Raw genomic sequence first — 26960 nt, 5'->3', positions numbered from 1 at the left:
CCAGTACTTCACTGCTCCAACTGTTGTCTTTTAAGTAAACGCAATGCTTCCGTCGCGAGGCGATGATCGGCTTCCTGAGATAGACCGGAAACGGTGATCGTACCGACGACACCGACTCCTTCAATCCGGATCGGAAACGACCCACCTGCATCAGCATAATCGGCTGGAGAAACAGCATACATCGTATGATACGAGCGATGCTTACTCTCATTATAACGACGCATGTAGAGCGAACTATAGCCATGTCGTAAGACGACGTTCGATTTTCGGCGGATCCATTCTTCCTGATCGGGTGCCGTACCGTCGAGCGCCGCGTAATACAAGCGCTGTCCGTTTCGTTTGATCTCAACGGCAATCGAAAGATTCTCTTTCATCGCCCGACCGATCAATTCGTGCCCCATCCCGATCGCTTCCGTATTCGTCAGTGACGTCAGGACGAGTTCTTCTTCTTCAGCCAGCAGTACCTTCAGCTCTTCCATTCGTCCCATTCCTTTCGCACGAGGCGTCGTCCTTCATCACTACTGACGCGAACCGCTTCAATCAAGCGCATTGTTTTTTCAGCATCTCGTAAATTGACAGGCACTTGTCCTTTGCGAAGTCCTTCCGCCAATTGTTCGTAAAACGTCGCATAACTGCCTGGAAGTGTCGCGAGACGCTCGACAGGCTGATCCGCGATCTGGAGGTAGCCATAGGAATCTACTTCATCTTCTCCGAGTTGCGTATCAACAGGATATCCTTTCGCAAGCCGTCCTTCCTGCGGATCCATTCCGTATTTGATGTAACTGCCACGCGTTGCATGGAACTCGAAGCGTGGTGTTGGTCCTTGAATGAAGGACGTCGAACGGAGAATGACGCGACGTGTTCCGTAGTGCAACGTGACGTGGAATCCGTCATCGACGACCGCTCCGTCGCGTTGTAGATAGACATCTCCTACCAACGCATCCGGTTCTCCGAACAAGGCAAGTGCTTGATCGAGCAGATGTGACCCGAGATCAAATAGGATGCCAGCACCACTACCCTCTTGTTCCCGCCATCGTTCGCGAACGACCGGACGATAGCGATCGAAGCGTGACTCGATGACTTGCCAATCGCCAATCTCGTTCATCTCCATCAGCTGTTCGAGTGTCAGGAAGTCACCGTCAAAGCGACGATTCTGATAGACCGCGACTTGAACACCGTGCTGTTTCGCTAAATCTTGCAGCGCGAGTGCTTCTGCGATTGTTACGACCGCCGGCTTTTCGAGTAAGACGTGTTTCTTTGCCTCAATCGCTTGTTTCGCCATTTCGAAATGCAGTGCCGTTGGTGTCGTAATGATGACGAGTTCCGTGTTGTTGTCTTGCAACGCCTCAGCGAGTGTTGCGACGACCGTCGCTTTACTGAAATGTCGCGCTACTTGTTCTGGTCGGCTCGAGACGACCTGTGTCACTTCAAATGCTGGTAACGCTTGTAAGAACGGGACATGGAACGTCACCGCTGAAAAGCCGAAGCCGACGAGTGTCGTTTGAATCGGGTTCATCCTTTTTCCTCCTCTGTCACGTCGAGTTCGACGTTGTAGTGGTGTAGTCGTTCCTTCCATGATGCGTCTGGTGCCTGATCCGTGACGAGCACATCGATTTGCTCCCAGTCACAGACCTTATGCAAAAAACGCTTATTGAATTTGGTATGGTCTGCGAGGACGATGACACGGGTCGCACTTCGAATCATCGCTTTCTTTACGACCGCTTCTTCGAGCTGTTCTGCAAAAAGTCCTTCCTCCGTTAATCCACACGCTCCGAGAAAGACACTGTCGACTTGATAATTCAAGATATCGTCTGCCGTCTTGATCCCGCTCAGACTGCGTGCATGCCGATCAAAACGTCCACCTGTAACGTACAGTTCAATATCCGTTCGAGCTCCGACATAGTCTGCGATATCGAGTGAGTTCGTGATGACTTGTAGCGGATACGGTGGAAGTGCCCGAGCCATCTCAGATACCGTCGTTGCCGCGTCAAGCAACAATCGATCGTTTGCGTGGACGTGCCGTGTCGCGCGCTGTCCGATCCGTCGTTTTTCCGGTTTTTCTGTCCGCTGTTCGTAGGCAAGCGTTCCACCAGCACGGACCAATCCGTTTTTGACACGGATGATTTCCCCTTCTTGTTCGAGCAAAATGACATCACGCCGTGCAGTATCTCGTGAAATCTGATATTCCTGCATTAGCTGGTCGAGCGAAATTTCCGGACTCGTCTTGATCCATTCCCGCATCTGTTGCAATCGTTCCATTTGCCCCATCGATCCATGCCTCCTTTTTCTTTATTTTAAGTTTTTTCATTACAATACGCAATTTTAACGCAAATAGTTCTACTGAATTCGGGTAAATAATAATAACAACTATTTTTAGAACGGAGGAATCTGTATGCAAACGATGTTGATCACTGGCGCCTCTTCCGGTATCGGTCTTGCGACGGCGCGTCGGTTTGCAGAAGCCGGTTGGTTCGTCTACGCGGGAGTCCGGAGTCCGGACGAGATGACTGTATCGTTACCGACGCTCATCTTCTTACCGCTCGATGTGACCGATGAAACAAGCGTTAAAGCAGCAGTCCGTCAAATTGAACAGGAAGTCGATCATCTTGACGTCGTGTTCTGCAATGCTGGTCAGGGTTTATTGCGTGCACTGGGACAAGCGACGAGTTATGAAATCAATCGCTTGTTCGAAACGAATGTCTTCGGTGTCATCCGAACGATTGAAGCTTGCCTTCCCCTACTCAAACAAGCACCGGAAGGTAGTCACTTACTCGCGACATCAAGCGTCAGTGGGCTCGTCGGTCAACCAATGAACGAACTGTATTGTGCCAGTAAATTTGCGATTGAAGGGCTGTTTGAAAGTCTTGCCACCTACTACAAACCGTACTTCAATATCGACGTCACCTTGATCGAACCAGCTGCTGTCGAAACGAACTTTACGGCGAATGTTCTCGATCAACTCGAACAGACAGGTGGCTTACACGAAGACGACTTCAAACCGATCATCAGTGCTTATTTGCAGACGTACCGAACACGTCATGCCAATCGCCAATCGGCAGAAGCTCTAGCTGAAGTAATCTTCGAGGTCGTCCATGGTGATGACCGTCCTTTACGCATTCGAACGACAGAAGCCGATGAACACTTCGTCGCGCATAAAACCCGTCATGATCCATCAGGACTCGAGGGGGTCGCTAAAATACGGCGTCTGACATTAAATCTCGATTGATTCCCCTTCTTTTAAAATTTCGTTCCGTCTAACGAAGGTACGCCTACTATACTGAGACTATCTACCTAAATCTCAAGCAGAAGGACGGAACGCTATGCCATCTTTATTTCTTTTTACGATCGTTTATCTGATTCCGACCTTCATCATGTTTTACATGTCGGTCGATATTTTTTTACGCAACCCATCACGCCCACAACATCGACTGCTCAGCTTATTCACATTCGCATACGGGATGTTATTCCTCGGTGAATTTTTCCGAAACGCCTCCCCAATCGAGTCGAGTCCAGCGTTCGTGACCTACTGGTTCGGTAATGCTGGTCTGATCGTCTTTAGTACGTCGCTTCACTTTATCTTTCGCATCTCGAACTTGTGGAAACGGATGCCACGACTCCTCTATCCGTGGCTCTTTTATTTACCGATGGGGATCGTACTGGCGACATATCTATTTCAGACGAACATCATCAACAGTCAACAATTCACGCAAGTCGGACAGTTCATCTATCCCGCCTTCAACACACAGTATTTAGTGACGATGACGGTCGGAAACGTCTTCCATCTTCTCGTCATCGGTCTGCTCGTGTACGCTCGGACTCAGTTGAAGGATGCCCGTCGCGGCATCATCAACGTCTTGCTGAGTGTCGCCGTTCTCGTCCTTGCGTGGGATGTCATCTTCGGCTACTGGTCGTTCTATGGCATCATGCCACCGTATGCTTATATGTATGGTGGTTTATTCTGGGCAGGAGCACTCGCGATCGCGATGCGTCGATTTGATTATCTCGCTTCCTATCAAAAGCGCTTCGCGACGCTTTACAACTTGAATCCTTCTGCCATCCTCTTACTCGACCGGGAAGGACGAATCGAGAGTGCCAACCCTGCTGCCCATCGCCTGTTCGAGACAGATGAGCTGACGGCGTGTACGTTTTCGACCTACTTACCGGAGAAAAAACAAGCGGATTGGACGTTACACTACATGACGCATTTTTTATCGCAACGTAAATTCAACGAATTCGAGACGAAGATTTTGACGGCACAACAGCAAGAACGCTACGTCGTCATGGACGCTGATTTCGTCTTCATCGAACAGGAACTGCACGGGATGCTGTTGATTCGTGATATCCAGTCCTTTAAGGAAGCGGAGCAGACGATTCGTTTTTTCGCCTATCATGATCCGTTAACGAAAATCGCCAATCGCCGGAGCTTTTACGAACGAGCGGCGCAAGAGTTACTCGAGCTTGATCACGTAGCGATCATCGTCGTCGATCTCGATGGTTTCAAAGCAATCAACGACACGTACGGCCATCAGATCGGTGATGCCTTTTTAATTCATATCGCTCGCCTTCTTGAAAAACATGCGGAACAAAATGGTTTTGCTGCCCGAGTTGGGGGAGATGAGTTTTTCTTACTCTATCGTCATCCGACCGTTGCTGCGATGCATGCGTACGCTACAGACCTCTTGATCTACTTGCACGACAATCCTTACCGGTTCGCTGAAGAAGTCATTGAAATCCGGACGAGCATCGGACTCAGCTACTCACCGGTTCATGGTGTCGACCTTGATACGTTGATCCAACATGCTGACCAAGCGATGTACCGTGTCAAACATGACGGAAAAAACGATTATTTCATTCATGATACGATGGACTCGACGCAACGATCCTAAAGGAGAGATTCCATGATTTCTGTACTGACGATTTTTTCACGCTTATTCAAGGGATTGCGCCGCGCCTTTCATCTGTCTTACTTCCGGGGACTATTGATTCTTTGCCTATTGACGCTCATCTCCGGTACGATTTTCTACAGCACCGAAGAAAATCTTTCAATCGTTGATGCGCTTTACTTTTGCATCACAACACTGAGTACGGTCGGGCATCCTACTTTCGTTCCGACGACGACGCTCGGTAAGGTCTTTACAATGGGGTATATCACGATTGGTTGCGGACTATTTTTAACACTGATCGCCACGTTATCTTACGTTCTGATTAAACAACCGGAGGATGAATAAGGGGGAAACGACTTATGCGCCAAGCTGCCATCCAAAATAATTTTGACTGGTGTCGCCTCGTCTGTGAGTTAGCGGGCTGTCAGGTGACGGAAACCGAGGCGACCTGGCTTGCTCAAGGCAGCGTACCAAGCTATTATCCGGAACTGATGGTCCGGATGCCTCATCAGCGGATTGGTGCTACGGATATCTACAGCATCAAGGACTGCACAGCGAGCTATGATTTCTCGAGTGCCGGCCTCAGTCATCTGTTCACAGCAGAATGGATGACACGTCCTGCCATACTTGATCGCCGCGCCCTTCCTGTCGATTGGTCCGTCGTGACGGATCCGGTACAGTTCGCACGCTTTCAAGCCATCCAAGCGACAGCTGAATTACCAGATACCCTCTGGCAACACCCCGACGTTCGGTTCTTCTATTCCGAAGCCCAACAAGCGAGTTGCATCGCTTATTCGAATCAAGTAACGACTGGTTTAACATACGTCAGTTCTGATTATCTTGACGAACGATTGTGGGATGACATTGCGCGCTTGAGTTCAGCACACTTCCCCGGTCAACCGCTTGTCGGGTATGAGTATGGCGATCATTTGATCACAGCGCTCGAAGCTGGCTTTGACGACGTCGGTCCACTCGCCGTCTGGATTCGCACGACAAATGATCACGCATGAAAAAAACCGAACCGATTTCCTTCTTCTTAGCGAAGGCGAATCGGTTCGGTTTTTTTTACATCAAGCGACTAATGAACGCTGTCGCAATTCCGAAGTAGACAAGGAGCGACAGGATATCGTTCAAGGTCGTGATGAGTGGTCCGGATGCAATCGCTGGGTCAATCTTTAAGCGATGTAAGATGAGCGGAATGATCGTTCCAGCTAACGTTCCGAAAATCAACGTAATGACGAGCGAACTTCCGACGACAAGACCTAAAACGGCACTACCTTGCCAGACGTAGGCAATGATTGCAATCAAGATACCACAAATGACACCAATGATCAGACCAACCCAGAGTTCCCGCAGGATCAACCGTGTTGCGACCCGTTTATCGACTTCACGTGTGATTAACCCACGGACGACGACCGCCAGTGATTGGGTGCCGGTATTCCCGGTCATTCCGGCAATCATCGGCATGAAAAACGCGAGCGCAACGACTTTTGAGAGCGTCTCTTCGAACTGACTGATGATTGATCCGGAGACGAGGCCGATGAAGAGTAGCAGGACGAGCCACGGTAAGCGCCGCGTTGCCGCAATCCACGGCTTCGTCTCGAAATCGATCGATTTACCGGAAGCCGAGAGTTTCTCGATGTCTTCGTTCGCTTCCTCCCGTAAGACGTCAAGCGCGTCATCAACCGTAATTAGTCCGACGAGAACATCCCCTTCGACGACTGGTAACGAGACGAGGTCATAACGTTCGAATAATTGCGCGACTTCTTCCTGATCGGTCTCCGCTGCGACGCGAATCACCTTCGTCTCCATGACGTCACTGATTCGTTCCGTATTTTCAGCTAAGATGACATCCCGATATGAGATGACACCGACGAGTTCACTGAGTTGATTGACGACGTAGACGTAGTTGATTGTCTCTGAGTATTCGATGTAGTCACGCATCTTCTCGACCGTCTCGCCGACCGTGAAGTCCTCACCGACCCAAATGAATCGATTCGTCATCAAGCGTCCGGCCGTTTCCGGTGGATACGTCAAGAGATTACGGACAATCAGCGCCTCGTCCGTTCGCATGCTACCAAGCAACTGGTCAGTCTCTTCTGGTCCGAGTTCCTCAAGTAAATCCGCGACATCATCGTTCTCCATTAAATCAAGAACGTGTCCGGCGCGTTCGACATCTAAGCGACGTAAGACGGCTAGGCGTTGCTCCCCTTCGAGTTCCTCGAGCACATCCGCTAACCGTTCGTGATCAAGATAATCGAGGAGTCGTGCCTGATCGTCTTCTCCTAATTCTTCGTACACTTGCGCGATATCGTACGGATAAACTTCTTCGATGACTTGCTGTGCCTGTTCGCGTTTTGCCTTCGCGAGCGCATCGAGCAATAGCCACTTCCATTGTTGTTCTGCTGTCTGACGCAAACTCCTCACCCCCTGCATTCTGCCTTTTCATCTTAGCACGAGTTGATTCGCGATCGATATCGAAAAACAGTTGACATCTGTTTCCTATGGCTTTAAAGTTTGCCTTAAGGAAACATTATTAGTAGACCGAATCTTTCTCCATCGACATGGAGATTAAAATTTTTACACTATTTTTTGCCCCAAGGAAACTTTTCTTCTATATACCACAAATTAAAGGAGTGATCATTCATGTACGCCCTTGATGTTGAACGCCTCACGGTATCCTATTTTGATACGCATGCACTCGACGGGGTATCCGTCCGCCTTCCAGTCGCTTCGCTGATTGGCATCATCGGACCGAACGGCGCTGGTAAATCAACATTCTTAAAAGCCGTCCTTGGTTTAATCCCAGCTCGAATCGAGCAGTTACGTGTGCTCGCCCAACCACTTGAAACGGTTCGGTCGCGTGTTGCTTACGTTCCACAACGAAGTGCCATCGATTGGGACTTTCCTGTCCGTGTACAAGATGTCGTTCTAATGGGATGTTATCCGAAACTCGGACTCTTCAAACGACCATCAAAGGCACAAAAGACCTTCGCCATGGAGTGCCTTGCCCGCGTCGGGATGGTCGACCATGCCGAGCGACAAATCGGTGAGCTGTCAGGTGGACAACAACAACGAGTCTTTCTCGCGCGTGCTCTGGCTCAAGAAGCAGAGCTCCTACTTCTTGACGAACCGTTCGTTGGCATCGATATCGCCAGTGAGCAGATGATCATCGAACTCTTACGGACTCTTCGCGCTGAAGGACGGACAATCATCGTCGTCCACCATGACTTGCATAAAGCGGAGGATTATTTTGATACCTTGATGTTGTTGAACAAACAACTGATCGCTGTCGGTCCCCCGTCTGATATCTTGACGCCAGAATGGCTCGAACCCGCGTACGGCTTACCACTATTTGAACGACGGAAGGAGGGACAAGGATGACATTCATCGAGGCATTACTTCACTATGACTTCTTACAAAAAGCGATGATTACGGCCGTCATGGTCGGCATCATTTGTGGTGTCATCGGCTGTTTCATCATCCTCCGCGGCATGTCGTTGATGGGCGACGCGATCTCGCACGCCGTTTTGCCTGGCGTTGCGATTTCTTATCTACTCGGAATCAACTTCTTGATCGGCGCTGTCGTTACAGGACTCGTGACGGCACTTGGAATTGGCTTCGTCAGTCAAAACAGCCGCATCAAGAACGATACGGCAATCGGTATCCTATTCACGTCCGCCTTTGCCCTTGGAATCATCCTGATTTCGTTCCTGCGCAGCAGTAGCGACCTCTATCATATCTTGTTCGGGAATGTCCTCGCGGTCCGACCGAGTGATATGTGGATGACCGTCGTCATCGGACTTGTCGTCCTTGGTGGAGTTTTCTTGTTCTACAAAGAGTTGTTGATCAGCTCGTTTGATCCAACGATGGCGCAAGCTTATGGTCTGTCGACACGCTGGATCCATTATGGACTGATGACGCTCTTGACGCTCGTCACGGTCGCTTCCCTTCAAACGGTCGGTATCATCCTCGTCGTTGCGATGCTCATCACACCAGCGGCGACCGCGTATTTACTGACGAACCGCCTCTCGCGGATGCTGTTCCTCGCGGCTGGCTTCGGAACATTGTCCGCTATCGTCGGGCTGTATTTCAGCTTTACGTATAACTTATCTTCCGGTGCTTCAATCGTCCTTGTCGCGACGACGCTGTTCGCACTCGTTTTCGTCTTCTCACCACGTCACGGTCTGATGCGTCACCGGAAACGAAAGGAGTCTACTGTATGAAACAAAAACTATTGCTATTCGTTCTCCTCAGCACCGTCTTACTCGCTGCCTGTTCGACGCCAGCAGAAGATAATGGCAAGCTGAAAGTCGTTGCGACGTATTCGATCCTTGCTGACCTCGCGCGCGAAGTCGGGGGTGAACATGTCGACGTCCACAGCATGGTCAAAATTGGAGCAAATCCGCATGAATATGATCCACTCCCGGCAGACGTACAAGCGATGGCAGATGCGGATGTCGTTTTCTATAATGGTTTGAATCTCGAAGCCGGTGGTGCTTGGTTCGATAAACTGCGGGCAACGACCGGCAAAGACGCGTCTGACGCACCGGTCTATCGTTTAAGCCAAGGCGTTGAACCGAAGTACTTGACGACGAAAGGCAAGGAATCAGAAACTGACCCACACGCGTGGCTCGATGTGAGTAACGGCATCCGGTACGTCGAAAACGTCAAACAGGCATTAGTCAAGGAAGATCCGAAGCACAAAGCGGACTACGAGAAAAATACCGATGCTTATATCAAGAAACTGCAGACGCTTGATCAGGAAGCGAAAAAACAATTTGCTTCCATCCCGAAAGCAGAACGCCATCTCGTCACGAGCGAAGGAGCCTTCAAATACTTTGGAACTGCCTATGACGTCAAAGCCGACTACATTTGGGAAATCAACTCAGATAACCAAGGGACTCCGGCACAAGTTCGCCGAATCGTCGACACGATCAAGGATCAAGATATCCCTGTCTTATTTGTTGAAACGAGTGTCGACCGGCGGAGCATGGAAACCGTCTCCCGTGAGACGGGTGTCCCGATTGGTGGTACTCTCTTCACTGACTCACTCGGTGCACCTGGTAAGGACGGCGACACGTACTACAGCATGATGCAAGCAAATATCGAGACGATCACAACAGCACTCGCAAAATAAGCGTCAACAAATCGTCAAGCTTTCTAGGTGCAGCTTTCCTTATAATGATCGTCAAGCTTTCTAGGTGCAGCTTTCCTTATAATGAAAGCAAGACGATGAAAGAGAGGCTTCCTATGCAGACACGACTGTATCGTTTCGCACTTCCACTCAGCCTCAGCCTGCTCCTTGCCGCGTGCGGAACAGCTGAGCAAACCGATGCGCCGAAAACGAAAGAAACACAACACGCAGACCACACCGATCACGCGAGTCATGGTGCTGGTGATCAACTCGAGAAAACAGCAGGACCGGACACGTTACCCGCTTTTCTCGATGAGCAGGATCAATCGATTCAAACGATTTATCACTCCGTCGCTAAATATCCCGATTTGTTGAAGAAGATGCCATGTTATTGTGGTTGCGGTGAATCTGCTGGTCATACGAGCAACTATGATTGTTTCATCGAAGAGCAGACTGCTACGTCAACAACTTGGACGACACACGGCATTACGTGTGGTACGTGCCTTGATATCGCGGCACAGTCAATCGTTGCCTATCAAAAAGGCAGTTCCGTCAAAGAAATTCGAACCGCAATCGATCAAGCTTATGCAAAGACTGGTGTCAAGCCGACGCCAACACTTTAACAAACAGTCCGCCCTTTCTCGCGATGAACGCAAGAAAAGGCGGACTGCTTTTTTCTGTCTTATTTTGCGCGTTCTTGACTTCGAGCGCGTAAGACGAACGGTCGACCCGACAATAACTCATCGAGTTGATAATACGTATGTGCTCGAATCGGTCGATCCGTTCGTGGAAGATGACGGAGTTCATACGCCACTTCGAGTAAGTAGAATTTATATTCCTCTGCCTCATCAAAACCGAAGCTCGCTCGCCGTTCCTCGATATACGCTAGAACACGTTCTTGTTGCGAGAAGGAGAGCCGCTGGACTTGAGGTGCGAGTGCTTCGTGCACAGAGAGCACGATTTCCCGTTCCGTTCGGTACAGCCGATGCATGACGCCACCGCTTTGACGTAAGGCAATCAAACGCGCGGGTCGATACGGACGTGGGTGCGGATGCGCATGGACGAGGTAACGTTCAATGGTCACTTGAGTCGGTCCTGCCGGTAAAGAGATGACGTCATACATACAAAATCGCTCCTTCTAAAAGTGATAGCTACTCTCATATGCTACCATATATATCCATGATTCTTACGTTGATGACAGAAGGGGAATCCATTTTCAAAGTTTCGCAACTGGTTTTAAGACGAAGCGAGCGTGGAACAGATGGAGAGAACCGATTCACATACAGAAAGGATGATTGTCGATGTCGAACATGTCCGCTGTTGGTTTCCACCGACACTTACCGTTAACAGAACAAGAGAGTCTGATTGATTTGGAACTGCCACGTCCGGAAGCAACAGGATACGATCTATTAGTTGAGATCAAAGCCGTCTCCGTCAACCCAGTCGACACAAAAGTTCGTGCCCACGGGAAAGATGAAGATGCCCCGAAGGTCATCGGGTATGACGCATCAGGAGTCGTCGTTGAGGTCGGTGATGATGCTTCCCTCTTCCAAGTTGGTGATGAAGTTTATTACGCCGGTGCGATTCAACGTCCTGGCTCAAACAGTGATTTCCAACTCGTCGATGAACGAATCGTCGCTAAAAAACCGGAACGGTTGACCTTTAGTGAAGCCGCCGCTCTGCCTTTGACGACACTAACCGCCTACGAAGCATTGACTGATCGTCTCGGATTGACGTTTGATGCTAAATCGAATCTCGAGAAAACGATCCTCATCATCGGAGCAGCTGGCGGTGTTGGTTCGATCGCGACGCAACTCGCGAATCACGCTGGACTGACAGTCATCGGAACGGCGTCGCGTGACGAGACGATCGACTGGGCGAAAGAACATGGTGCACATCATACGATCAATCACCACGAGGCATTCCGTCCGCAGCTAGAAGCACTCGGTTATCAATATGTCGACTACATTTTCTGCTTGAATGCGACAGACCAACATTTCGAGACGATGGTCGATGTGATTGCACCGCAAGGGAAAATCTGCAGCATCGTCGAGACAGATCAAAAACTCGATTTGAGTGCGCTGCAACAAAAGAGTGCAACGTTTGCTTGGGAGTTCATGTTCACCCGTCCGCTGTTTGAGACAGATGACATGATTCGTCAACATGAAATCCTAACGCAAGTCGCAGCTTGGATTGAAGAACACACGCTCGAGACGACGGTAACTCAGACATTGATCGGCATGAACGCCGAAAATCTAAAAGAAGCACATCGTCTCGTCGAGAGTGGAAAAACGATCGGGAAAATTGTCGTTGAACATCATTAAATGAATTAAAGCAGGATGGGACGATGCTCTCGTCCTGTTTTTTGTCGTTCTTTGTGAACATGAATCTCTTACTTTGAAGATAATTTTGACATTATGACTATATTTATCCGTCTAAAAAATGTACGATTACGGTAACAAAATATTCTAAAGAAATACATCTAATTCGGATTGACTCTAATATATAAAGGGGCATCGATAATCTATATGAAAAAATGGTTCAACCAAAAAATCAGTCGACAGATCATGTCGTCGTTTTATCTGATTCTCATTGCCCTATCCATCTCATCCATCGCCGCCTATTTTTATACAAATCATCAGGTCGCACAGGCAAAACAAGAACTAGATGCGATTAGTGTGCGCGAAGACCGGGCGACGAAACTTTGGGACGATTGGCAATCACTTCAGTACGAAATGCGCGGTTATATCGTCTTTGGAGATGACGCGGTACTTGACGTCATCGATGAGAAAAAAGTGTCACTTGAACAACAGACCGCTTGGTTCGAGAAAAATCGTCTGTACAAAGCTGATGAAGTCTATGCGTCGGATATTCGGTCGCTCTACAACTCTTACACGAATTTCGTCATGCCAAGCTTGATTAAATACGTCCAGGCAAAACAAGAAGGAAAGATTGACGAACGCTTTCTGCAGATGCCAAGTCTGAAAGCGATGATGCCAGCAGTACCAAGAGACCCAAATCGGAAGTTCAAGATGAATGCCTCGAACAGTGAGACGATGCGTAAAAGCGTCAACACGATGGAGAGTACGTTCACAAGCTATCGGAGCAGTCTCCGCGCGAAAGAAATCGGTGCGAAAGAGCAACTCGTCACGCAGACGAAGTATGCCGAGTGGATCTGGCTCGTCAACCTACTCGTCCTGTTCCTCGTCATCTTGTTGATCGTCCGCCCGTTCATCGAACGGACGACGCGACAAATTCATCTCCTCAGCAAGGAAAGTAAACTACTTGCGAGTGGTGAGCATACGTTACCTTTGATTCCACTCAATCGTGCTGATGAAATCGGTGAATTGAGTAAATCGTTCCATCAAATGGCGACAGCCTTGATCGAAAATAAACACCAATTGATGTCGACGAACGTCAATTTGGAAGATGCCTTGAAACTGACGCAACGGAATGAATCTCACTTGCGTCTACGGAACCAATTGACGGAAACACTCGCATCACGTGATAGCATCAGCGCTTATCCTGCCGTCATCCAAAAGATGGTCGAGATTACGAATGCGACGCAAGGCGCCTTGATTTTCAAGGATGGTACGAAAGTAATCGATATCGTCTTTTATCCGAAGACGAACCTGACGATCGACGACTGGATGCCGACGATCGAACCGTTACTACGTGAAGCACGACAAGATAAACGACCGCATACGCAATTCGAACACGAAGTCGCACGCGCCGTCACACCGGTCCTAGATCCGAGTCAAAACGAAATCATCGCCTATATCTTCTTATCTCGTGGTCAAGCTCCGTTTGATCGTTACGAACAAGAAGAACTAGCAGCCTTCGCGCGCCAACTGGCATTGTCGCTCCTACGGATGCGGACGTTTGACGAGATTGAACGCGAACGAGAGAAAACGGCACGACTGCTGAACTCGATTCGTGAATCGATCGTGTATATCGAACCAGACGGTGACATTCAGTTGATCAACCGACCGCTCCTTGATCTGTTTGATCATCCAATTGATGAGAGTATCGATGAGAACGGACTGATGAACATCACATCGTCTGTCGTTCAACTTAAACATCGCGTGGATCAACTACCGGAATTTGAACGTTACTTGAAAAAGACATTCGTTCAGCGGGAAATCGGCGAAGGCATCACCTTCTCGATTGATCACGAGCGCCGCTTCATCAAGACATACTCAGAGAGTATCCATTATGGCGGGCAGTTCCGCGGCATTTTGCTCGTCTTACGGGACGTGACAAATGAAGTCGAGATCGACCGGATCAAAAACGAACTCGTCTCGACGATTTCGCACGAACTCCGGACACCGCTCTCGTCGATCTATGGCTTTACCGAGCTGATGATTCAGCGCGATTTGCCACCGAAACGTCAAAAGACGTATTTAGAAGCGGTCCACTCGGAAACAGAACGTTTATCGCTGTTGATCAACGACTTCCTCGACTTGCAACGGATGGAAGCGAACCGTCAGGAATACGAAATGGCACCATTTGATATCGTTGCGATGATTCGTGATTTGAAACAGTTGCATAGCCTATCATCTTCGTCCCACGTGATTCAGATTTCACGGAATGTCGAACCGTTGATCGTCGAAGGAGATGCGAAGAAGATTCGCCAACTGTTCAGTAACCTGATCAACAATGCAATCAAATATTCACCAGCTGGTGGAACGATCCAGATTCAGCTGACGCAACAAGAGACTCGTGTCACAGTTGCGATTCAAGACAATGGAATCGGTATCCCGGCTTCAGCAATGAGTAACCTGTTCCAAAAATTCTATCGTGTCGACAACTCGGATACTCGCCAAATCGGTGGTACCGGACTTGGACTCTCGATTTGTCGCGAAATTGCGCGTGGACATGATGGGGAAATCCATGTCGAATCAATAGAAGGACAAGGCTCGACGTTCACGGTTGAACTTCCATTAACACAACATACATGATGCATACGAAAAAGCGCCAGAATGCGAATCAGCATTCCGGCGCTTTTTGAGTTAGGTAATTTTATGAGTTGAGACGGCTCGCGACTTCCACCGTCCGTTTCGCTTGATGGCGCACAGCCGGTTCGACCGATTCGACCATGTTGCCTTCTTGGTCGACCGTGACCGATGTACCGTATGGATTTCCGCCTGCTGCGAACAAGACAGGATCCGAATAACCTGGCGCCGCAACGATAGCGCCCCAGTGGAACATCGTCGTATAGACCGCGAGAACCGTCGCTTCTTGACCACCATGCGGGTTCTGTGCCGACGACATCGCACTGACGACTTTATTGACGAGTTTGCCTTGTGCCCAAAGTCCGCCTGTCGTGTCGAGGAACTGTTGGAATTGTCCTGGGACATGACCGTAACGTGTCGGAACACTAAAGATGATCGCATCTGCCCAGTCGAGTAGATCCGGTGTCGCTTCTTCGATATCACGTGTGGCATCCGCATGTTTTTGCCACAATGGGTTCGAAGCGATGGCTTCTGCTGGGGCTGTCTCCTTGATTTTCGCAAGACGGACTTCTGCACCTGCTGCTTCTCCCGCTTCTTTTGCCCATGAGGCAAGTTGATGGTTCGTTCCGGTTGCGCTGTAATAAATGACCGCTAGTTTCACGTTTGACATGACTTCGCTCCTTTTTTAAAAGACAGTGACGGACGATGGACGTACACGCTTTCTATTCCCGCTTTCCACGCAAATTAACGCTAATTGTTTGAATTCAAGAGGAAATGTAGACCAATTCTTCGACTAAATCATGGAACGAGCAAACATGACTGTCCACATCCGAACGTTCCGTCATCAGGCGTTCAGGGTAAAGAACGTGTGACGACACACGTAAGGAGTACTGACCATGGCGATTCGCTACACCCTTTATCTGTTACTCGGCATGCTGAAGTTCATGCTGTTTAGTTACTTTACAAAGACCGATCTTTCGCTCCATTTAACACTCATGAACCTGGCCGGGATACTGATCCTGTCGAGCTGGACGTTACTGATTCCGTGGAATAAACGCCGCTGGGTCTGGCTCGGTTTGCTGCTCGCTCATAGTTTCTTGCTTGCTTCCGACATGTGGTACTACCGTTACTTCGAGGACTTCCTCTCCGTCTCGCTCCTCTCACAGATGACGCAGATGAGTGACGTCAGCAGCGGCTTTACCGCCTTGATCGTACCGCAAGATTTCCTCTTGTTCGCTGATAGTTTGATTTTCGTACTACTACTCTTTGTCTTCCGCAAACGACCAGAAGTGACGACGAAGCAAACACGACGCCGGACGGCTGGGCTACTCGCAATTAGTGGCATCGTCTTGTCTGCTTCACTGCTGACGTACCGGACGCTAACGGAAGATCGTCAACCAACGGCAACAATCTCCGATATGCGTGACTACTACCTGTTTGGTTTCTGGGGATACCACGGGTGGGATGTGTTCAAAGGTGTGACCGGACGACCGAGCGACGGACTAACGGCACAGGAACAACAGCGCATCAATCAAAAGGAGAAGACGAATCCGACCGGTGCGAAGCAGACGCCGAATATCATTTTGGTGCAGCTTGAGTCGTTCCAGGCTTCTGTCATCGACCAGACCATCAATGGCGAGGAAGTAACGCCGAACCTGAATCAGTTGAAGAAGGAATCGCTCTACTTTTCGTCGCTCTACCACCAGACGCATGAAGGACGAACTTCGGACGCCGAGTTCATTACGAACACCTCACTTTATCCATTAAAATCAGGCTCTGTCTATACGCAATATCCAACGAATGAATTCGAGCCACTTCCTGCATTGCTTGAGAAAAACGGATACGATACGGCCGCGATGCATGCCTATGAAAAAGGCTTCTGGAATCGTGACGATGTCTACAAGAACATCGGTTTTAAGCACTTCTTCAGTCAAAAGGATTATTCAAAAGAGAAGAAAATCGGGATGGCGCTAAACGATCAACAATTCTTCCTCGAATCGATTGATCACATGAAGACGCTGCAAGAACCGTTCTTCTCGTTTTTAGTCGCGTTGACGAGTCATACGCCGTATGAGATCGACAAGGAAGACCAGAAGCTTGATCTGTCCGGCTATGAGGATCCGATGCTGAAACGGTATTACCAAACCGTTCATTACGTCGATACTGGTATCGGAAAGATGATCGACGAGTTGAAACAACGCGATCTTTGGGATCAGTCCCTCGTCATCTTTTATGGCGATCACGATAGTGGACTCGTCAATGAAGGCAGTGAGATGCGCAAAAAAGCAGATGTCTCGTCTCCAGTAGCAGCTTTCGAACTCGAACGACGCATCCCACTCTTCATCAAAAAACCCGACCAGCAAACCGGTCGGGTCATGAAAGAGAATGGCGGACAAATTGATATCGCACCTACGATCATTGATCTGTTGAATCTCAAAACGTCCTATATGATGGGACAATCCCTCATCGACGACAAGCCGAATCTGACAGGTTTCCGTGATGGTTCGTTCCGCTATAAAGACTATTACTATGAAGCGGATTTGACGAAAGCATCAGGCGAAGGCACTTGTTATGATGTACAGACTGAGAAAAAGGTCGAGATGAAGTTCTGTCGGAATCAGGTCAAAGATGTGAGTAAACAGTTAAAACTGTCGGATAAGATCATCGAAGAGAACGAACTGAATTAATCACATCGTGTCTAATTTTCATAATAAACAAGCCTGACTTCGTTCATGTCTCATGATTAGTCAGGCTTGTTTATTCGTTGCGTTACTTTTACGAATCCATCAGTAGCAAGTAAAATGATCTTCGAGCCATTGCCATTCTTCGTCAAACAAGACCCCTCTTTTTGTTTGAATGATCCAATGAAATAGTTTAGGAATCGTCTGACAGGAATGCTGATAGCGATATAAAAATCGAAGAGCGATCAGGACTTCATCCGTTTGTATTTGTCGCGTTTGCTTCAACAATGTTTGTAAACGTTTGATTACCGGTTCAATCGCTACTTCATTACCATGTCGCTCAATTGCGACCAACGCATACTCTCTCACATTGCTGGATCGATCTTTTAGTCCATGCAAAAATATCGAAAGATCTAATCCATTTCCAAGTTCACTCAGTGCAGCTAGAGCCGAATGCCTAACGTCGCCTCGAGAATGATCTAACAAAGGAATCAAATAAGGAACGGCTCGTTCTGTTCCAATCGTTGCTAAAACAAAATTAGCACTCACGACATCAAAAGAGTTATTTGATGTCGTAATCAAACGAATTAATGCATCCTCTGCTACTTCACCTCGACACACTCGTAATGCTTGAATCGCAGCCTCTCGAACAGACGACCGAGAATCGTCTACGTATTTTACAATTTGTTCTGCATCATAGATGTATTGTTGTTTTGCTAGTTCTTCTAAAATGCTTTCGAGAAATATTGGCTTTGTCTCCTGCTCTAGTTTCTCAAGTAATAACATACCTGCACGAATATCTCTTGAATTCACACCAATCGTTCCAATCATAAAATAAAGATGTTGTTTTTTTTCTGCTTGTTTTACTTTGTCGAGTAAAGTGTTCAATATTGGAAGCATATTCGCACCCTTCAATTGACTCACTCTTTCATACGCTAAGTCAGATGGTGAGCCTTCGTTCGTATAGCACTTCAATTCTTCATTGTAGAGGTACTCTTCTTCAGACATTTGTTCAACTACATTTAGAATCTCATCATCCTTCATATTTTTCAGTTGCTCCTTATTCCGTTAAATATCTTTTCAACTTTTTTCTAAAGCAAACCGAATCAACTGATACGATAGCCAAAACATCAAACATCCTATTCCAAAATCTAATATTTTCCAAGCTTTTGGTTTTTTAAAGATAGGAATTAACCATCTCGCTCCGTATCCTAAACTGAAAAACCAGACAAATGAGGCAATCAGTGCTCCGATCAAGAAATTAACTTTTTGATCAAATGTCAAAGTTCCAGCTATTCCACCTATCACGACGACTGTATCTAAATACACATGTGGATTTAAAAGTGTAATTGCTAATGTGAGTAAGATCGTTTTGTGAATGGGGATGACTTTAGGATTTGTTGAAATATCAATTGTATGTGATGACGAAAATGCACTACGGAAAGATTTGAATCCGTATAAGAGTAAAAATAGTCCTCCGATAATCGCAAGACCAACATTTGCAAACGTATTATTCTTAATAACAGTACCGACGCCTAGTACACCTGTACACATCAACAACACATCACATAAGAAACATACTAGCGCTACCCAGAAAATATTATTTTTCAGTAAACCCTGTTTAAGAACAAACGCGTTTTGGGCACCGATTGCGACGATGAGCGTACCTGACGTTACTATGCCTTTTAAAATTTCATTCACTTAATTGTCGACCTCTCTTCTTATTCTTAAATGTGAGGAATACGCTGTATGTAATTCTTCCAAATATTAAGTATACTATTGCAAACAAAAAGTACCGAACCCTATTTACTAGGATTCGGTACTTAAGACGAAAATAGCTTACATCATTCCGCCCATTCCACCCATACCGCCCATATCAGGCATTGCAGGAGCAGATCCAGCTGGTTCTGGTTTATCGGCGATGACTGCTTCCGTTGTTAAGAACATCGCTGAAACTGATGCTGCGTTTTGAAGTGCTGAACGCGTTACTTTCGCTGGGTCGACGATTCCTGTCTCGATCATGTCGACATACTCGTCTGTTGCCGCATTGTAGCCCATTCCTGGTGCTTCGTGCTTGAGACGCTCAACGATGACCGAACCTTCTTGACCCGCGTTTTCCGCGATTTGACGAAGTGGTGCTTCAAGTGCACGAAGAACGATGTTGACACCTGTCGCTTCGTCGCCTGTTGAAACCGACAGAATCGATTCGACAGCTTTCGTGACATGAATGAGAGCTGTTCCCCCACCTGCGACGATACCTTCTTCGACCGCTGCACGTGTCGCGTTGAGTGCATCTTCAATCCGGAGCTTACGTTCTTTGAGCTCTGTCTCCGTTGCTGCCCCGACTTTGACGACTGCTACGCCACCTGCGAGTTTCGCAAGACGCTCTTGTAATTTCTCACGATCGAAGTCACTTGTCGTCTCTTCGATTTGCGCACGGATCGTACCGACGCGTGCTTCGATCGAATCCCCGTGTCCGTGTCCTTCGACGATCGTCGTGTTGTCTTTTGAAACGACGACTTTTGAGGCGCGACCGAGTTGCGTGATTTGTGTTTCCTTCAGATCAAGACCGAGGTCTTCTGTGATCAACTCTGCGCCTGTGACGATCGAGATATCCTCAAGCATCGCTTTCCGACGATCACCAAAGCCTGGTGCTTTGACTGCTACCGCGTTGAATGTACCACGGAGTTTGTTGACGACGAGTGTTGCGAGTGCTTCACCTTCGACGTCTTCCGCGATGATCAAGAGTGGTTTGTTTTGTTGAACGACTTGCTCAAGCACCGGAAGAATCTCTTGGATGTTCGAGATCTTTTTGTCCGTGACGAGGATATAAGGGTTCTCAAGGACCGCTTCCATCTTATCTGAATCCGTGATCATGTATGGTGACGCGTAACCACGGTCGAACTGCATCCCTTCGACGACGTCGAGTTCTGTCGTGAAGCCACGTGATTCTTCGATCGTGATGACACCATCTTGACCAACACGTTCCATCGCTTCTGCGATCAATTGACCGACTTCTTCGTCTGCTGCTGAGATGGCTGCGACTTGTGCAATCGCTTCTTTACCTTCAATCGGTTTAGCGATTGTATGCAACTCTTCGACAGCACGACGGACCGCTTTTTCGATTCCTTTACGGATGACCATCGGGTTTGCGCCCGCTGTGACGTTTTTGAGACCTTCCCGAATCATCGCTTGTGCGAGGACTGTCGCTGTTGTCGTACCATCCCCTGCAATCTCATTCGTTTTTGAGGCAACTTCTGCGACGAGTTTTGCACCCATGTTCTCGAAGTGATCTTCGAGTTCGATTTCTTTCGCGATCGTCACACCATCATTCGTGATAAGTGGTGAACCGAACTTCCGCTCGAGGACGACGTTGCGTCCTTTTGGTCCGATCGTGACTTTGACTGCATCCGCTAATGCGTCGACCCCGCGGAGCATTGCCCGACGTGCTTCTTCACTGAATAAAATCTCTTTTGCCATGACTGAAATCCCCCTTTAGATGATTGACTGAATTACTCGGCTACTGCCAAAATATCGCTTTCGCGTAAAATTAAGTATTCATTGCCGTCGACTTTGACTTCCGAACCGGCATATTGTGCATAGATGACGTGATCTCCGACACTCACTTCAAGTGGTACACGTACGCCTTGCTCTGTCACACGGCCTGTACCGACAGCGACAACTTTACCCTCTTGTGGTTTTTCTTTCGCTGACCCAGGAAGAACGATTCCTCCGAGTGTTGTTTCTTCTTTTTTAACGACTTCGATCACGATGCGATCACCAAGTGGTTTTAACATGCGAAACATCCTCCTTGAAAATGACTGTTTTTTAGCACTCACTTTCGTTGAGTGCTAACATATTTTTATCTTATACGCTTTCTCTCCTGAATTCAAGCCTGAACCTTTATCCGTTTTCCCGAAATCGACACCTTTGAATCATCGTCAATCGTGCGCCCGGACCGTTTGTTTGTTACAATCGGGACAGTACCTTCATTACAAAGGAGTTGTGTCCTGTACGATGAAAAATCCAATCAGTCTGCCTTTCCTGATGGCGGAGAAATGGCAAAAGCGTCACGTCATTCCGATCATCATCTATCTGATCGTCCAATTGGTTCCGGGTTCGTTCCAGTATTTCCTGCCGAAGAACATCATTGCTGACGTCGCCGGTTGGTGGCTTGCGATCGGCTTCACGGTTGCCGTCATCGTCTCCTACTACTGCTTACGCCCTGATTGGCAAAAGTGGAAGGCAGAAGGACGTCAAACCGATCCGATGGATACCTTAAAATGGATCGGGATCGGGATTGCGCTCCTGTATGCACTCTTGATCAGCGTCAACTTAATCGATGCCTGGATGGCAGGTGGAATTGAGAATGTCGCGAAATCACAAAATACGGATCAGATCATCCAAGCAATCCAAGTCATCCCACTCTTACAAGTCATGGTCGTCTTGCTAGGACCCATCATGGAAGAGTTCTTGTTCCGGCACATCATGTTCGGCAATCTTTCATCGAAGCTCGGCTTCTTCTTTAGCTTCATCCTGACGGGTGGCTTATTCGCCCTGATCCACCAAGATAACAAGTTTTTGATCTATGTCGCGATGAGTTTCGTCTTCTCGCTCGTCTTCGTCAAGACGCGCCGGATCCTTGCTCCAATCGCCATTCATGTCTTTAACAACGGAATCGTCGTACTCGCCATCTACGCGATGTCTTAATTTACGAAAGGTCGTGTTTTCATGCGTCAAAGCTCGAACTTCATGGCAGTGTTCTATGCCATCTTCGGTGTTCTCTTTATGTTCCTCGCCTACAACAACTCAGTCGAGGCAGGAACGGTCTTCAACTTCTGGACGATCCTCCTGACGTTGTTCGCCGCAATCGACTTCTATCGTCTCTACCTGATTTTCCGCTTCCGCTCAGCAGCAAAGAAGATGATCAAGAAGGAACAAGACAAAAAGAACGACAAACAATAAAAAAACGAGATTTCCGTCACACGGAAATCTCGTTTTTTGGTTTATTCCTTCGCTTGTCCTTTGCGGTAAGAATCGATGATCGTTTTTGCCACATCGAGACTTAACCGCTCATCAAGGACCAAATTCTTAATCATATTGACGAATTCGACATCTTCCTGTTGCACCGAATCAATTCGCTCGATCAACTGGTTCAACTTCGCTCGGACGGTCGGATAAGACACTTGATAGGCGCTTGCCATGTCCTTCAATGAACCGGAGCTTAAGACGAACTTCCGGATGAACTCGAGATGCTCCTGTTCAAGTGCCAGTACCCAAGCAGGTACGTCTTGTCGTTCCATCGTGTTCCCTCACTTCTCTCTTACAAATCTTGAATCTCCATCCGCTCTTTCTCACGCTTCAATTGTTTGCGGCGCGTATCAATACCCATCTCAGCCATTGAGATCATCAAACATATGCCGGCAAACGTCCCCATCCGAATCACTGATTCTCGATCCGATGTGTGTGGTCCTGTTCCGTAATACCAGTAAATTCCGAGACCGATGATGATGGCTGGAATGATGAGACTAAAGAGTCTTCCACGTCTCGCTAAGTAAAATTGTACGATACAGACCGTGACAATACCAATGACGATTCCTACCATTTGCATCCTATCGCCTCTCCCCTATGGTTATATAAATAATATTAACTTTTTTATTAATAATATTCAACATATTTTTAAATATAATCAAAAATAAGAGGTTTTATTTAAAAACAATCTACTTTAATCTATTTTCAGGGACGAAAAAAAGAAGGACTGACGAATCAGTCCTTCTTTTTGTTTACGACGATCACGCACTGCGAACGTCGTCTTTTTTACCTTCTGTCGACATGAACGTCTCGAGTTGGTCTTCGTCCAGGACACCTTCCCACTTCGCGATGACGAGTGAAGCAAGCGTGTTTCCTGTCACGTTGACGACCGAGCGCATCATATCCATGATTCGGTCAATCCCCGCGATGAAAGCAAGTCCTTCTGCCGGGATACCGACCGTACCGAGTGTTGCAAGTAACACGACGAATGAGACGCCTGGAACGGCAGCCATCCCTTTTGATGTCAGCATCAAGACGAAGACGAGTGTGATTTGAGTCCCAATCGAAAGATCAATGCCGTACATCTGCGCGATGAACAAAGCTGCGAGCGCTTGATAGAGTGCTGATCCATCGAGATTAAACGAATAACCCGTCGGTACGACGAAGCTGACGATTGATTTCGGAACGCCCATCTTCTCCAATTTTTCCATGATTCGTGGAAGAACTGTTTCTGAAGAGGCTGTCGAATACGTCAGTAGCAATTCATCTTTGAAAACTCGGACGAAGTCCGATACCCGAACACCAACCCACTTCATGATGCCACCGAAGACGATGACCATAAAGAGAAGAGCAGTGACATATAATGTCGCGATAAGCTTAAATAACGAACCAAGCGAGTCAATCCCAAACGTCGAGACTGTCACACCGATTAAGGCAAAGACACCGATCGGTGCGAACTTCATAACGATGTTAACGAGATTGAACATCGCCGCTGCGACACCTTCAAAGAAACGAATGACCGGTTGACCCTTCTCTCCTGCAAAACCGACACCGAGTCCGAATAAGACTGAGAAGAAAATAATAGCAAGCATATCCCCGCGGACCATCGCATCGAGAATGTTCGTCGGCACGATGTTGACAATTTTTTCGACGAGTCCTTCGTCTTTTGTCGTTTCTTCTGTTGCGACATACGATGAGATATCCGTTTTATCGAGTGTCGACATATTGATACCAGCACCCGGTTCAATCAGATTTGCTGCAAATAATCCCGTGAAGATGGCAATCATCGTCACGATCGTGAAGTAACCGAGCGTCTTAACACCGAGACGCCCGAGACTTTTCGGGCTACCGACCGATGAGACACCGAGGACGATCGTCGTGAAGACGATTGGGACGACAATCATTTTCATCATCCGGATGAAGATGTCACCGATTGGCTTGAGCCACTCCGCGACATGGGGATTCCCATAAAATACACCACCGACTGTGATCCCGAGAATCAAGCCGATTAAAATCTGCCAGGCAAGGCCAATTGGCTTACGTTTCGTAGTTGTCATACTCTTCCTCCTTATACATCCGTCTTACTTGTATCCTACATGTAGTGGAACATAACTAGAATTTTGTCTTAAATACAGCACATTGTCAAATCCTCCTGTTATAGTACAAAAACGAAATATATACAAAAAAACATCCAAAATCCGCTTGTTTCCAAGCATTTTGGACGTTTTAACATTATTCAATATTATTGATTGACGCGTTCCTCAATCAACGCGCGGTTGCGTTTTTTAAAGACTTCATTGTGTGACGAGACCATCGCTACTTTTGGTGCTTCCGGTTCGATGAAACGTTTCGCTCGGTTGACGGCGTTTGCCGCATCTTGGAAGGCACCCGAGATCAAATGGACTTTCCCGTCGTGCGAAAGAATATCTCCTGCTGCATACAAACCCGGTACACTCGATTCACTCGCCGCATTTCCAGCGATGTAAAAATCATCAGCCCGTGCGATATCTAGATCACAGGCGTCAAGCAAGGCCGCATCCTGTTCATACCCATGATTGATGATGACTTCATCAATCGGAATCTCAACGATTTCATCCGTTTGACAGTCGATCAATTCAACCGACGCGATCCGTTGATGATCGGGACTTGCGATCAACTTGTGAATCGTCGTGTTCAAGAGGCAAACAGCTGAGCTTTTGACGAGCTGGTCGACTTGCGCCTCGTGCCCTGAAAAACAATCTCGGCGATACGTGACGTAGACTTTTTTTGCGACCGGTTCGAGCTCGTTCGCCCAGTCAATCGCCGAGTTCCCACCACCTGATACGATGACTGTCTTTCCTTTAAAGCGTTCAATCGATTTAACGGTATAGTTCAAGTTCGAGACTTCAAAGCGTTCCGCGCCCTCGACTTTTAATTTTTGTGGATTGAGGATTCCCCCACCGACTGCGACGATGACCGTCTTCGAATAATGAATCCGACCCGATTCGGCTTCTAAGACGAAGTTTCCGAAGACGTCTTTTGCAATCGAGATGATCTTTTCATTCAATTGAACAGTTGGTTGGAACGTCAATCCTTGTTCGACGAGTTGAGCCATGAGTTTTTCACCGGTGATCGGCGGTTGTCCACCGACGTCCCAGATCATCTTTTCCGGATAGACGTGCAGTTTTCCTCCGAGTTCTGCTTGATACTCGATCAATTTCGTCTTCATACCCCGAAGACCACTATAGAACGTCGAATATAACCCTGCTGGTCCTCCACCGATGATCGTTACGTCGAACAACTCTTGTTCCCTCATCTCACTCACTCCTCATCCTCGATTGTTATTGATTATCATTCTCACTCCCTCATGATAACGTGAACATCTCTTGAACACAAGAAAAAATGTTGACAGCGTTTTTATGGGACTGGTATGGTTAGTGAGACGATAGTGATAATCATTATCAGTGAAAACGGAGAGAAAACGAAGGAGTCGTCGCTCATGGTACGTCTAGCAACAGAAGAAATCAATATCGGCTACGGTGATCGTCCCATCGTCAAAGACTTATCCGTCCAGATTCCCGATCGTCAGATTACGACGATCATCGGTGCGAATGGATGCGGTAAATCGACTTTGCTGAAAGCGATGACACGGATTATTCCCCATCAATCGGGACGTGCGTTGCTCGATGGTCTCGATATCGCGAAGGAAAGCACGAAGCTGCTTGCTCGGAAAATGGCTATTCTGCCACAAACTCCGGAAAGTGCAAGTGGTCTAACGGTCGCAGAGCTCGTCTCATACGGTCGTTTCCCTTATCAAAAAGGATTCGGACGCTTGACGAAACACGATTACGAGATCATCGATTGGGCACTCGAAGCAACGGATACGATGGCGTTCAAACATCGTCCGGTCGACGCGTTGTCGGGTGGTCAACGTCAACGGGTCTGGATTGCGATGGCACTTGCCCAAGAGACGGACATCATCTTCCTCGATGAGCCGACGACTTACCTCGACCTCGCCCACCAACTCGAGGTGCTCGAGCTACTCGAGCATCTCAACCGGACCGAAGGACGGACGATCGTCATGGTCTTACATGATTTGAATCAAGCGGCACGCTTCGCCGACTACATCATCGCCATGAAAAACGGCGAAGTCGTCAAAGCCGGGACGTGCGAGGAAGTCATCGCAAAAGATGTCTTACAAGAAGTATTCCATATCGACGCTGAAATCGGACGCGATCCGCGGACGAACAAGCCGATGTGTATCACCTACAACTTAATTAAGGGAGATTGAATC

28 protein-coding genes are annotated in these 26960 nt (G+C 47.9%); 14 read left to right on the top strand and 14 right to left on the bottom strand.

Annotated elements, in window-relative coordinates:
- Window positions 1-8 precede the first annotated feature (8 nt).
- From ACV3PA_RS04210 to ACV3PA_RS04200, 3 genes are read right to left on the bottom strand one after another with little or no spacing between them, the layout of a single operon-like run.
- A complete protein-coding gene (locus ACV3PA_RS04210) occupies window positions 9-479 on the bottom strand; it encodes a heme-degrading domain-containing protein (RefSeq protein WP_053454446.1) in 471 nt (156 codons plus the stop codon).
- Entirely contained in the window at window positions 467-1516 is a 1050-nt protein-coding gene (locus ACV3PA_RS04205) for a Gfo/Idh/MocA family oxidoreductase (protein WP_053454447.1), read from the bottom strand. Before ACV3PA_RS04205 ends, ACV3PA_RS04210 begins: the two co-directional genes overlap by 13 nt.
- Entirely contained in the window at window positions 1513-2268 is a 756-nt protein-coding gene (locus ACV3PA_RS04200; protein ID WP_456125688.1) for a DeoR/GlpR family DNA-binding transcription regulator, read from the bottom strand. Before ACV3PA_RS04200 ends, ACV3PA_RS04205 begins: the two co-directional genes overlap by 4 nt.
- Window positions 2269-2392: 124 nt before the next feature.
- On the opposite strand from ACV3PA_RS04200, the gene ACV3PA_RS04195 reads away from it, so the two are divergent.
- From ACV3PA_RS04195 to ACV3PA_RS04180, 4 genes are all read left to right on the top strand, one after another.
- A complete protein-coding gene (locus ACV3PA_RS04195) occupies window positions 2393-3226 on the top strand; it encodes an SDR family oxidoreductase (protein WP_053454449.1) in 834 nt (277 codons plus the stop codon).
- Window positions 3227-3320: 94 nt separating this feature from the next.
- Window positions 3321-4886, top strand: coding sequence for a GGDEF domain-containing protein (locus ACV3PA_RS04190; protein ID WP_456125687.1), 1566 nt, complete (start codon window positions 3321-3323; stop codon window positions 4884-4886).
- 12 nt (window positions 4887-4898) lie between these two features.
- Window positions 4899-5228, top strand: coding sequence for a potassium channel family protein (locus tag ACV3PA_RS04185; RefSeq protein ID WP_456125686.1), 330 nt, complete (start codon window positions 4899-4901; stop codon window positions 5226-5228).
- A 14-nt stretch (window positions 5229-5242) separates the two neighbouring features.
- Window positions 5243-5893, top strand: coding sequence for a hypothetical protein (locus tag ACV3PA_RS04180; protein ID WP_053454452.1), 651 nt, complete (start codon window positions 5243-5245; stop codon window positions 5891-5893).
- Between the two features lie 55 nt (window positions 5894-5948).
- Here the strand turns inward: ACV3PA_RS04180 and mgtE are convergent, their stop codons facing one another.
- Complete coding sequence (gene mgtE / locus ACV3PA_RS04175; RefSeq protein ID WP_456125685.1) at window positions 5949-7301, bottom strand: magnesium transporter; 1353 nt, start codon at window positions 7299-7301, stop codon at window positions 5949-5951.
- Between the two features lie 228 nt (window positions 7302-7529).
- On the opposite strand from mgtE, the gene ACV3PA_RS04170 reads away from it, so the two are divergent.
- From ACV3PA_RS04170 to ACV3PA_RS04155, 4 genes are all read left to right on the top strand, one after another.
- Window positions 7530-8267 carry a metal ABC transporter ATP-binding protein gene (locus ACV3PA_RS04170; protein WP_456125684.1) on the top strand — a complete coding sequence of 246 codons (738 nt, stop codon included), beginning with the start codon at window positions 7530-7532 and terminating at the stop codon, window positions 8265-8267.
- The gene (locus tag ACV3PA_RS04165; protein WP_053454455.1) at window positions 8264-9109 is read left to right on the top strand and encodes a metal ABC transporter permease; all 846 of its coding nucleotides are present in this window, start codon (window positions 8264-8266) and stop codon (window positions 9107-9109) included. Before ACV3PA_RS04170 ends, ACV3PA_RS04165 begins: the two co-directional genes overlap by 4 nt.
- The gene (locus ACV3PA_RS04160) at window positions 9106-10023 is read left to right on the top strand and encodes a metal ABC transporter substrate-binding protein (RefSeq protein ID WP_456125683.1); all 918 of its coding nucleotides are present in this window, start codon (window positions 9106-9108) and stop codon (window positions 10021-10023) included. The genes ACV3PA_RS04165 and ACV3PA_RS04160 overlap by 4 nt, the downstream gene beginning before the upstream one ends.
- A 113-nt stretch (window positions 10024-10136) precedes the next feature.
- A complete protein-coding gene (locus ACV3PA_RS04155; RefSeq protein ID WP_053454457.1) occupies window positions 10137-10643 on the top strand; it encodes a PCYCGC motif-containing (lipo)protein in 507 nt (168 codons plus the stop codon).
- Window positions 10644-10702: 59 nt separating this feature from the next.
- On the opposite strand, the gene ACV3PA_RS04150 is transcribed toward ACV3PA_RS04155, so the two are convergent.
- The gene (locus ACV3PA_RS04150; protein ID WP_053454458.1) at window positions 10703-11143 is read right to left on the bottom strand and encodes a hypothetical protein; all 441 of its coding nucleotides are present in this window, start codon (window positions 11141-11143) and stop codon (window positions 10703-10705) included.
- A 187-nt stretch (window positions 11144-11330) separates the two neighbouring features.
- Here ACV3PA_RS04150 and ACV3PA_RS04145 point away from each other — a divergent pair, with 187 nt between their 5' ends.
- Together ACV3PA_RS04145 and ACV3PA_RS04140 are read left to right on the top strand one after the other, a co-directional pair.
- Complete coding sequence (locus ACV3PA_RS04145) at window positions 11331-12344, top strand: zinc-binding alcohol dehydrogenase family protein (protein ID WP_456125949.1); 1014 nt, start codon at window positions 11331-11333, stop codon at window positions 12342-12344.
- 204 nt (window positions 12345-12548) lie between these two features.
- A complete protein-coding gene (locus ACV3PA_RS04140) occupies window positions 12549-14981 on the top strand; it encodes a HAMP domain-containing sensor histidine kinase (RefSeq protein WP_456125682.1) in 2433 nt (810 codons plus the stop codon).
- Between the two features lie 61 nt (window positions 14982-15042).
- Here the strand turns inward: ACV3PA_RS04140 and wrbA are convergent, their stop codons facing one another.
- Window positions 15043-15645 (bottom strand): NAD(P)H:quinone oxidoreductase, encoded by a 603-nt coding sequence (gene wrbA, locus ACV3PA_RS04135; RefSeq protein ID WP_456125681.1) that lies wholly within the window; start codon window positions 15643-15645, stop codon window positions 15043-15045.
- 226 nt (window positions 15646-15871) lie between these two features.
- Between wrbA and ACV3PA_RS04130 the strand changes: the two genes are divergently transcribed.
- Complete coding sequence (locus ACV3PA_RS04130) at window positions 15872-17662, top strand: LTA synthase family protein (RefSeq protein WP_456125680.1); 1791 nt, start codon at window positions 15872-15874, stop codon at window positions 17660-17662.
- A 99-nt stretch (window positions 17663-17761) separates the two neighbouring features.
- Here ACV3PA_RS04130 and ACV3PA_RS04125 read toward each other — a convergent pair whose 3' ends face one another.
- The 4 genes from ACV3PA_RS04125 to groES form a co-directional block, all read right to left on the bottom strand.
- Window positions 17762-18700, bottom strand: a complete 939-nt coding sequence (locus ACV3PA_RS04125; protein ID WP_053454462.1) for a HEAT repeat domain-containing protein — start codon at window positions 18698-18700, stop codon at window positions 17762-17764.
- Window positions 18701-18736: 36 nt separating this feature from the next.
- The gene (locus tag ACV3PA_RS04120) at window positions 18737-19357 is read right to left on the bottom strand and encodes a LysE/ArgO family amino acid transporter (protein WP_456125679.1); all 621 of its coding nucleotides are present in this window, start codon (window positions 19355-19357) and stop codon (window positions 18737-18739) included.
- 138 nt (window positions 19358-19495) lie between these two features.
- Window positions 19496-21136, bottom strand: coding sequence for a chaperonin GroEL (gene groL, locus ACV3PA_RS04115; RefSeq protein WP_029342811.1), 1641 nt, complete (start codon window positions 21134-21136; stop codon window positions 19496-19498).
- 32 nt (window positions 21137-21168) lie between these two features.
- A complete protein-coding gene (gene groES, locus ACV3PA_RS04110; RefSeq protein WP_023469587.1) occupies window positions 21169-21453 on the bottom strand; it encodes a co-chaperone GroES in 285 nt (94 codons plus the stop codon).
- Between the two features lie 220 nt (window positions 21454-21673).
- On the opposite strand from groES, the gene ACV3PA_RS04105 reads away from it, so the two are divergent.
- Window positions 21674-22366: a CPBP family intramembrane glutamic endopeptidase gene (locus ACV3PA_RS04105; protein WP_053454464.1), complete on the top strand. Its 693-nt coding sequence runs from the start codon at window positions 21674-21676 to the stop codon at window positions 22364-22366.
- Between the two features lie 21 nt (window positions 22367-22387).
- Window positions 22388-22621, top strand: coding sequence for a DUF4305 domain-containing protein (locus ACV3PA_RS04100; RefSeq protein WP_053454465.1), 234 nt, complete (start codon window positions 22388-22390; stop codon window positions 22619-22621).
- A 41-nt stretch (window positions 22622-22662) separates the two neighbouring features.
- On the opposite strand, the gene ACV3PA_RS04095 is transcribed toward ACV3PA_RS04100, so the two are convergent.
- From ACV3PA_RS04095 to ACV3PA_RS04080, 4 genes are all read right to left on the bottom strand, one after another.
- Window positions 22663-22959, bottom strand: coding sequence for a DUF2089 family protein (locus ACV3PA_RS04095; RefSeq protein WP_053454466.1), 297 nt, complete (start codon window positions 22957-22959; stop codon window positions 22663-22665).
- A gap of 20 nt (window positions 22960-22979) precedes the next feature.
- On the bottom strand, window positions 22980-23267 hold the full coding sequence (locus ACV3PA_RS04090) for a hypothetical protein (RefSeq protein ID WP_456125678.1): 288 nt from the start codon (window positions 23265-23267) through the stop codon (window positions 22980-22982).
- Window positions 23268-23448: 181 nt separating this feature from the next.
- A complete protein-coding gene (locus ACV3PA_RS04085) occupies window positions 23449-24744 on the bottom strand; it encodes a cation:dicarboxylate symporter family transporter (RefSeq protein WP_456125677.1) in 1296 nt (431 codons plus the stop codon).
- A gap of 185 nt (window positions 24745-24929) precedes the next feature.
- A complete protein-coding gene (locus tag ACV3PA_RS04080) occupies window positions 24930-25982 on the bottom strand; it encodes an NAD(P)/FAD-dependent oxidoreductase (RefSeq protein WP_053454469.1) in 1053 nt (350 codons plus the stop codon).
- A 183-nt stretch (window positions 25983-26165) separates the two neighbouring features.
- Between ACV3PA_RS04080 and ACV3PA_RS04075 the strand changes: the two genes are divergently transcribed.
- Window positions 26166-26957, top strand: a complete 792-nt coding sequence (locus ACV3PA_RS04075; protein WP_023469594.1) for an ABC transporter ATP-binding protein — start codon at window positions 26166-26168, stop codon at window positions 26955-26957.
- Window positions 26958-26960 lie beyond the last annotated feature (3 nt).

The organism is Exiguobacterium sp. EA-TM-5, from assembly GCF_053878415.1.
The sequence above is the reverse complement of the archived record's forward strand: the minus strand, read 5'-3'. Positions and strand labels throughout refer to the sequence as shown.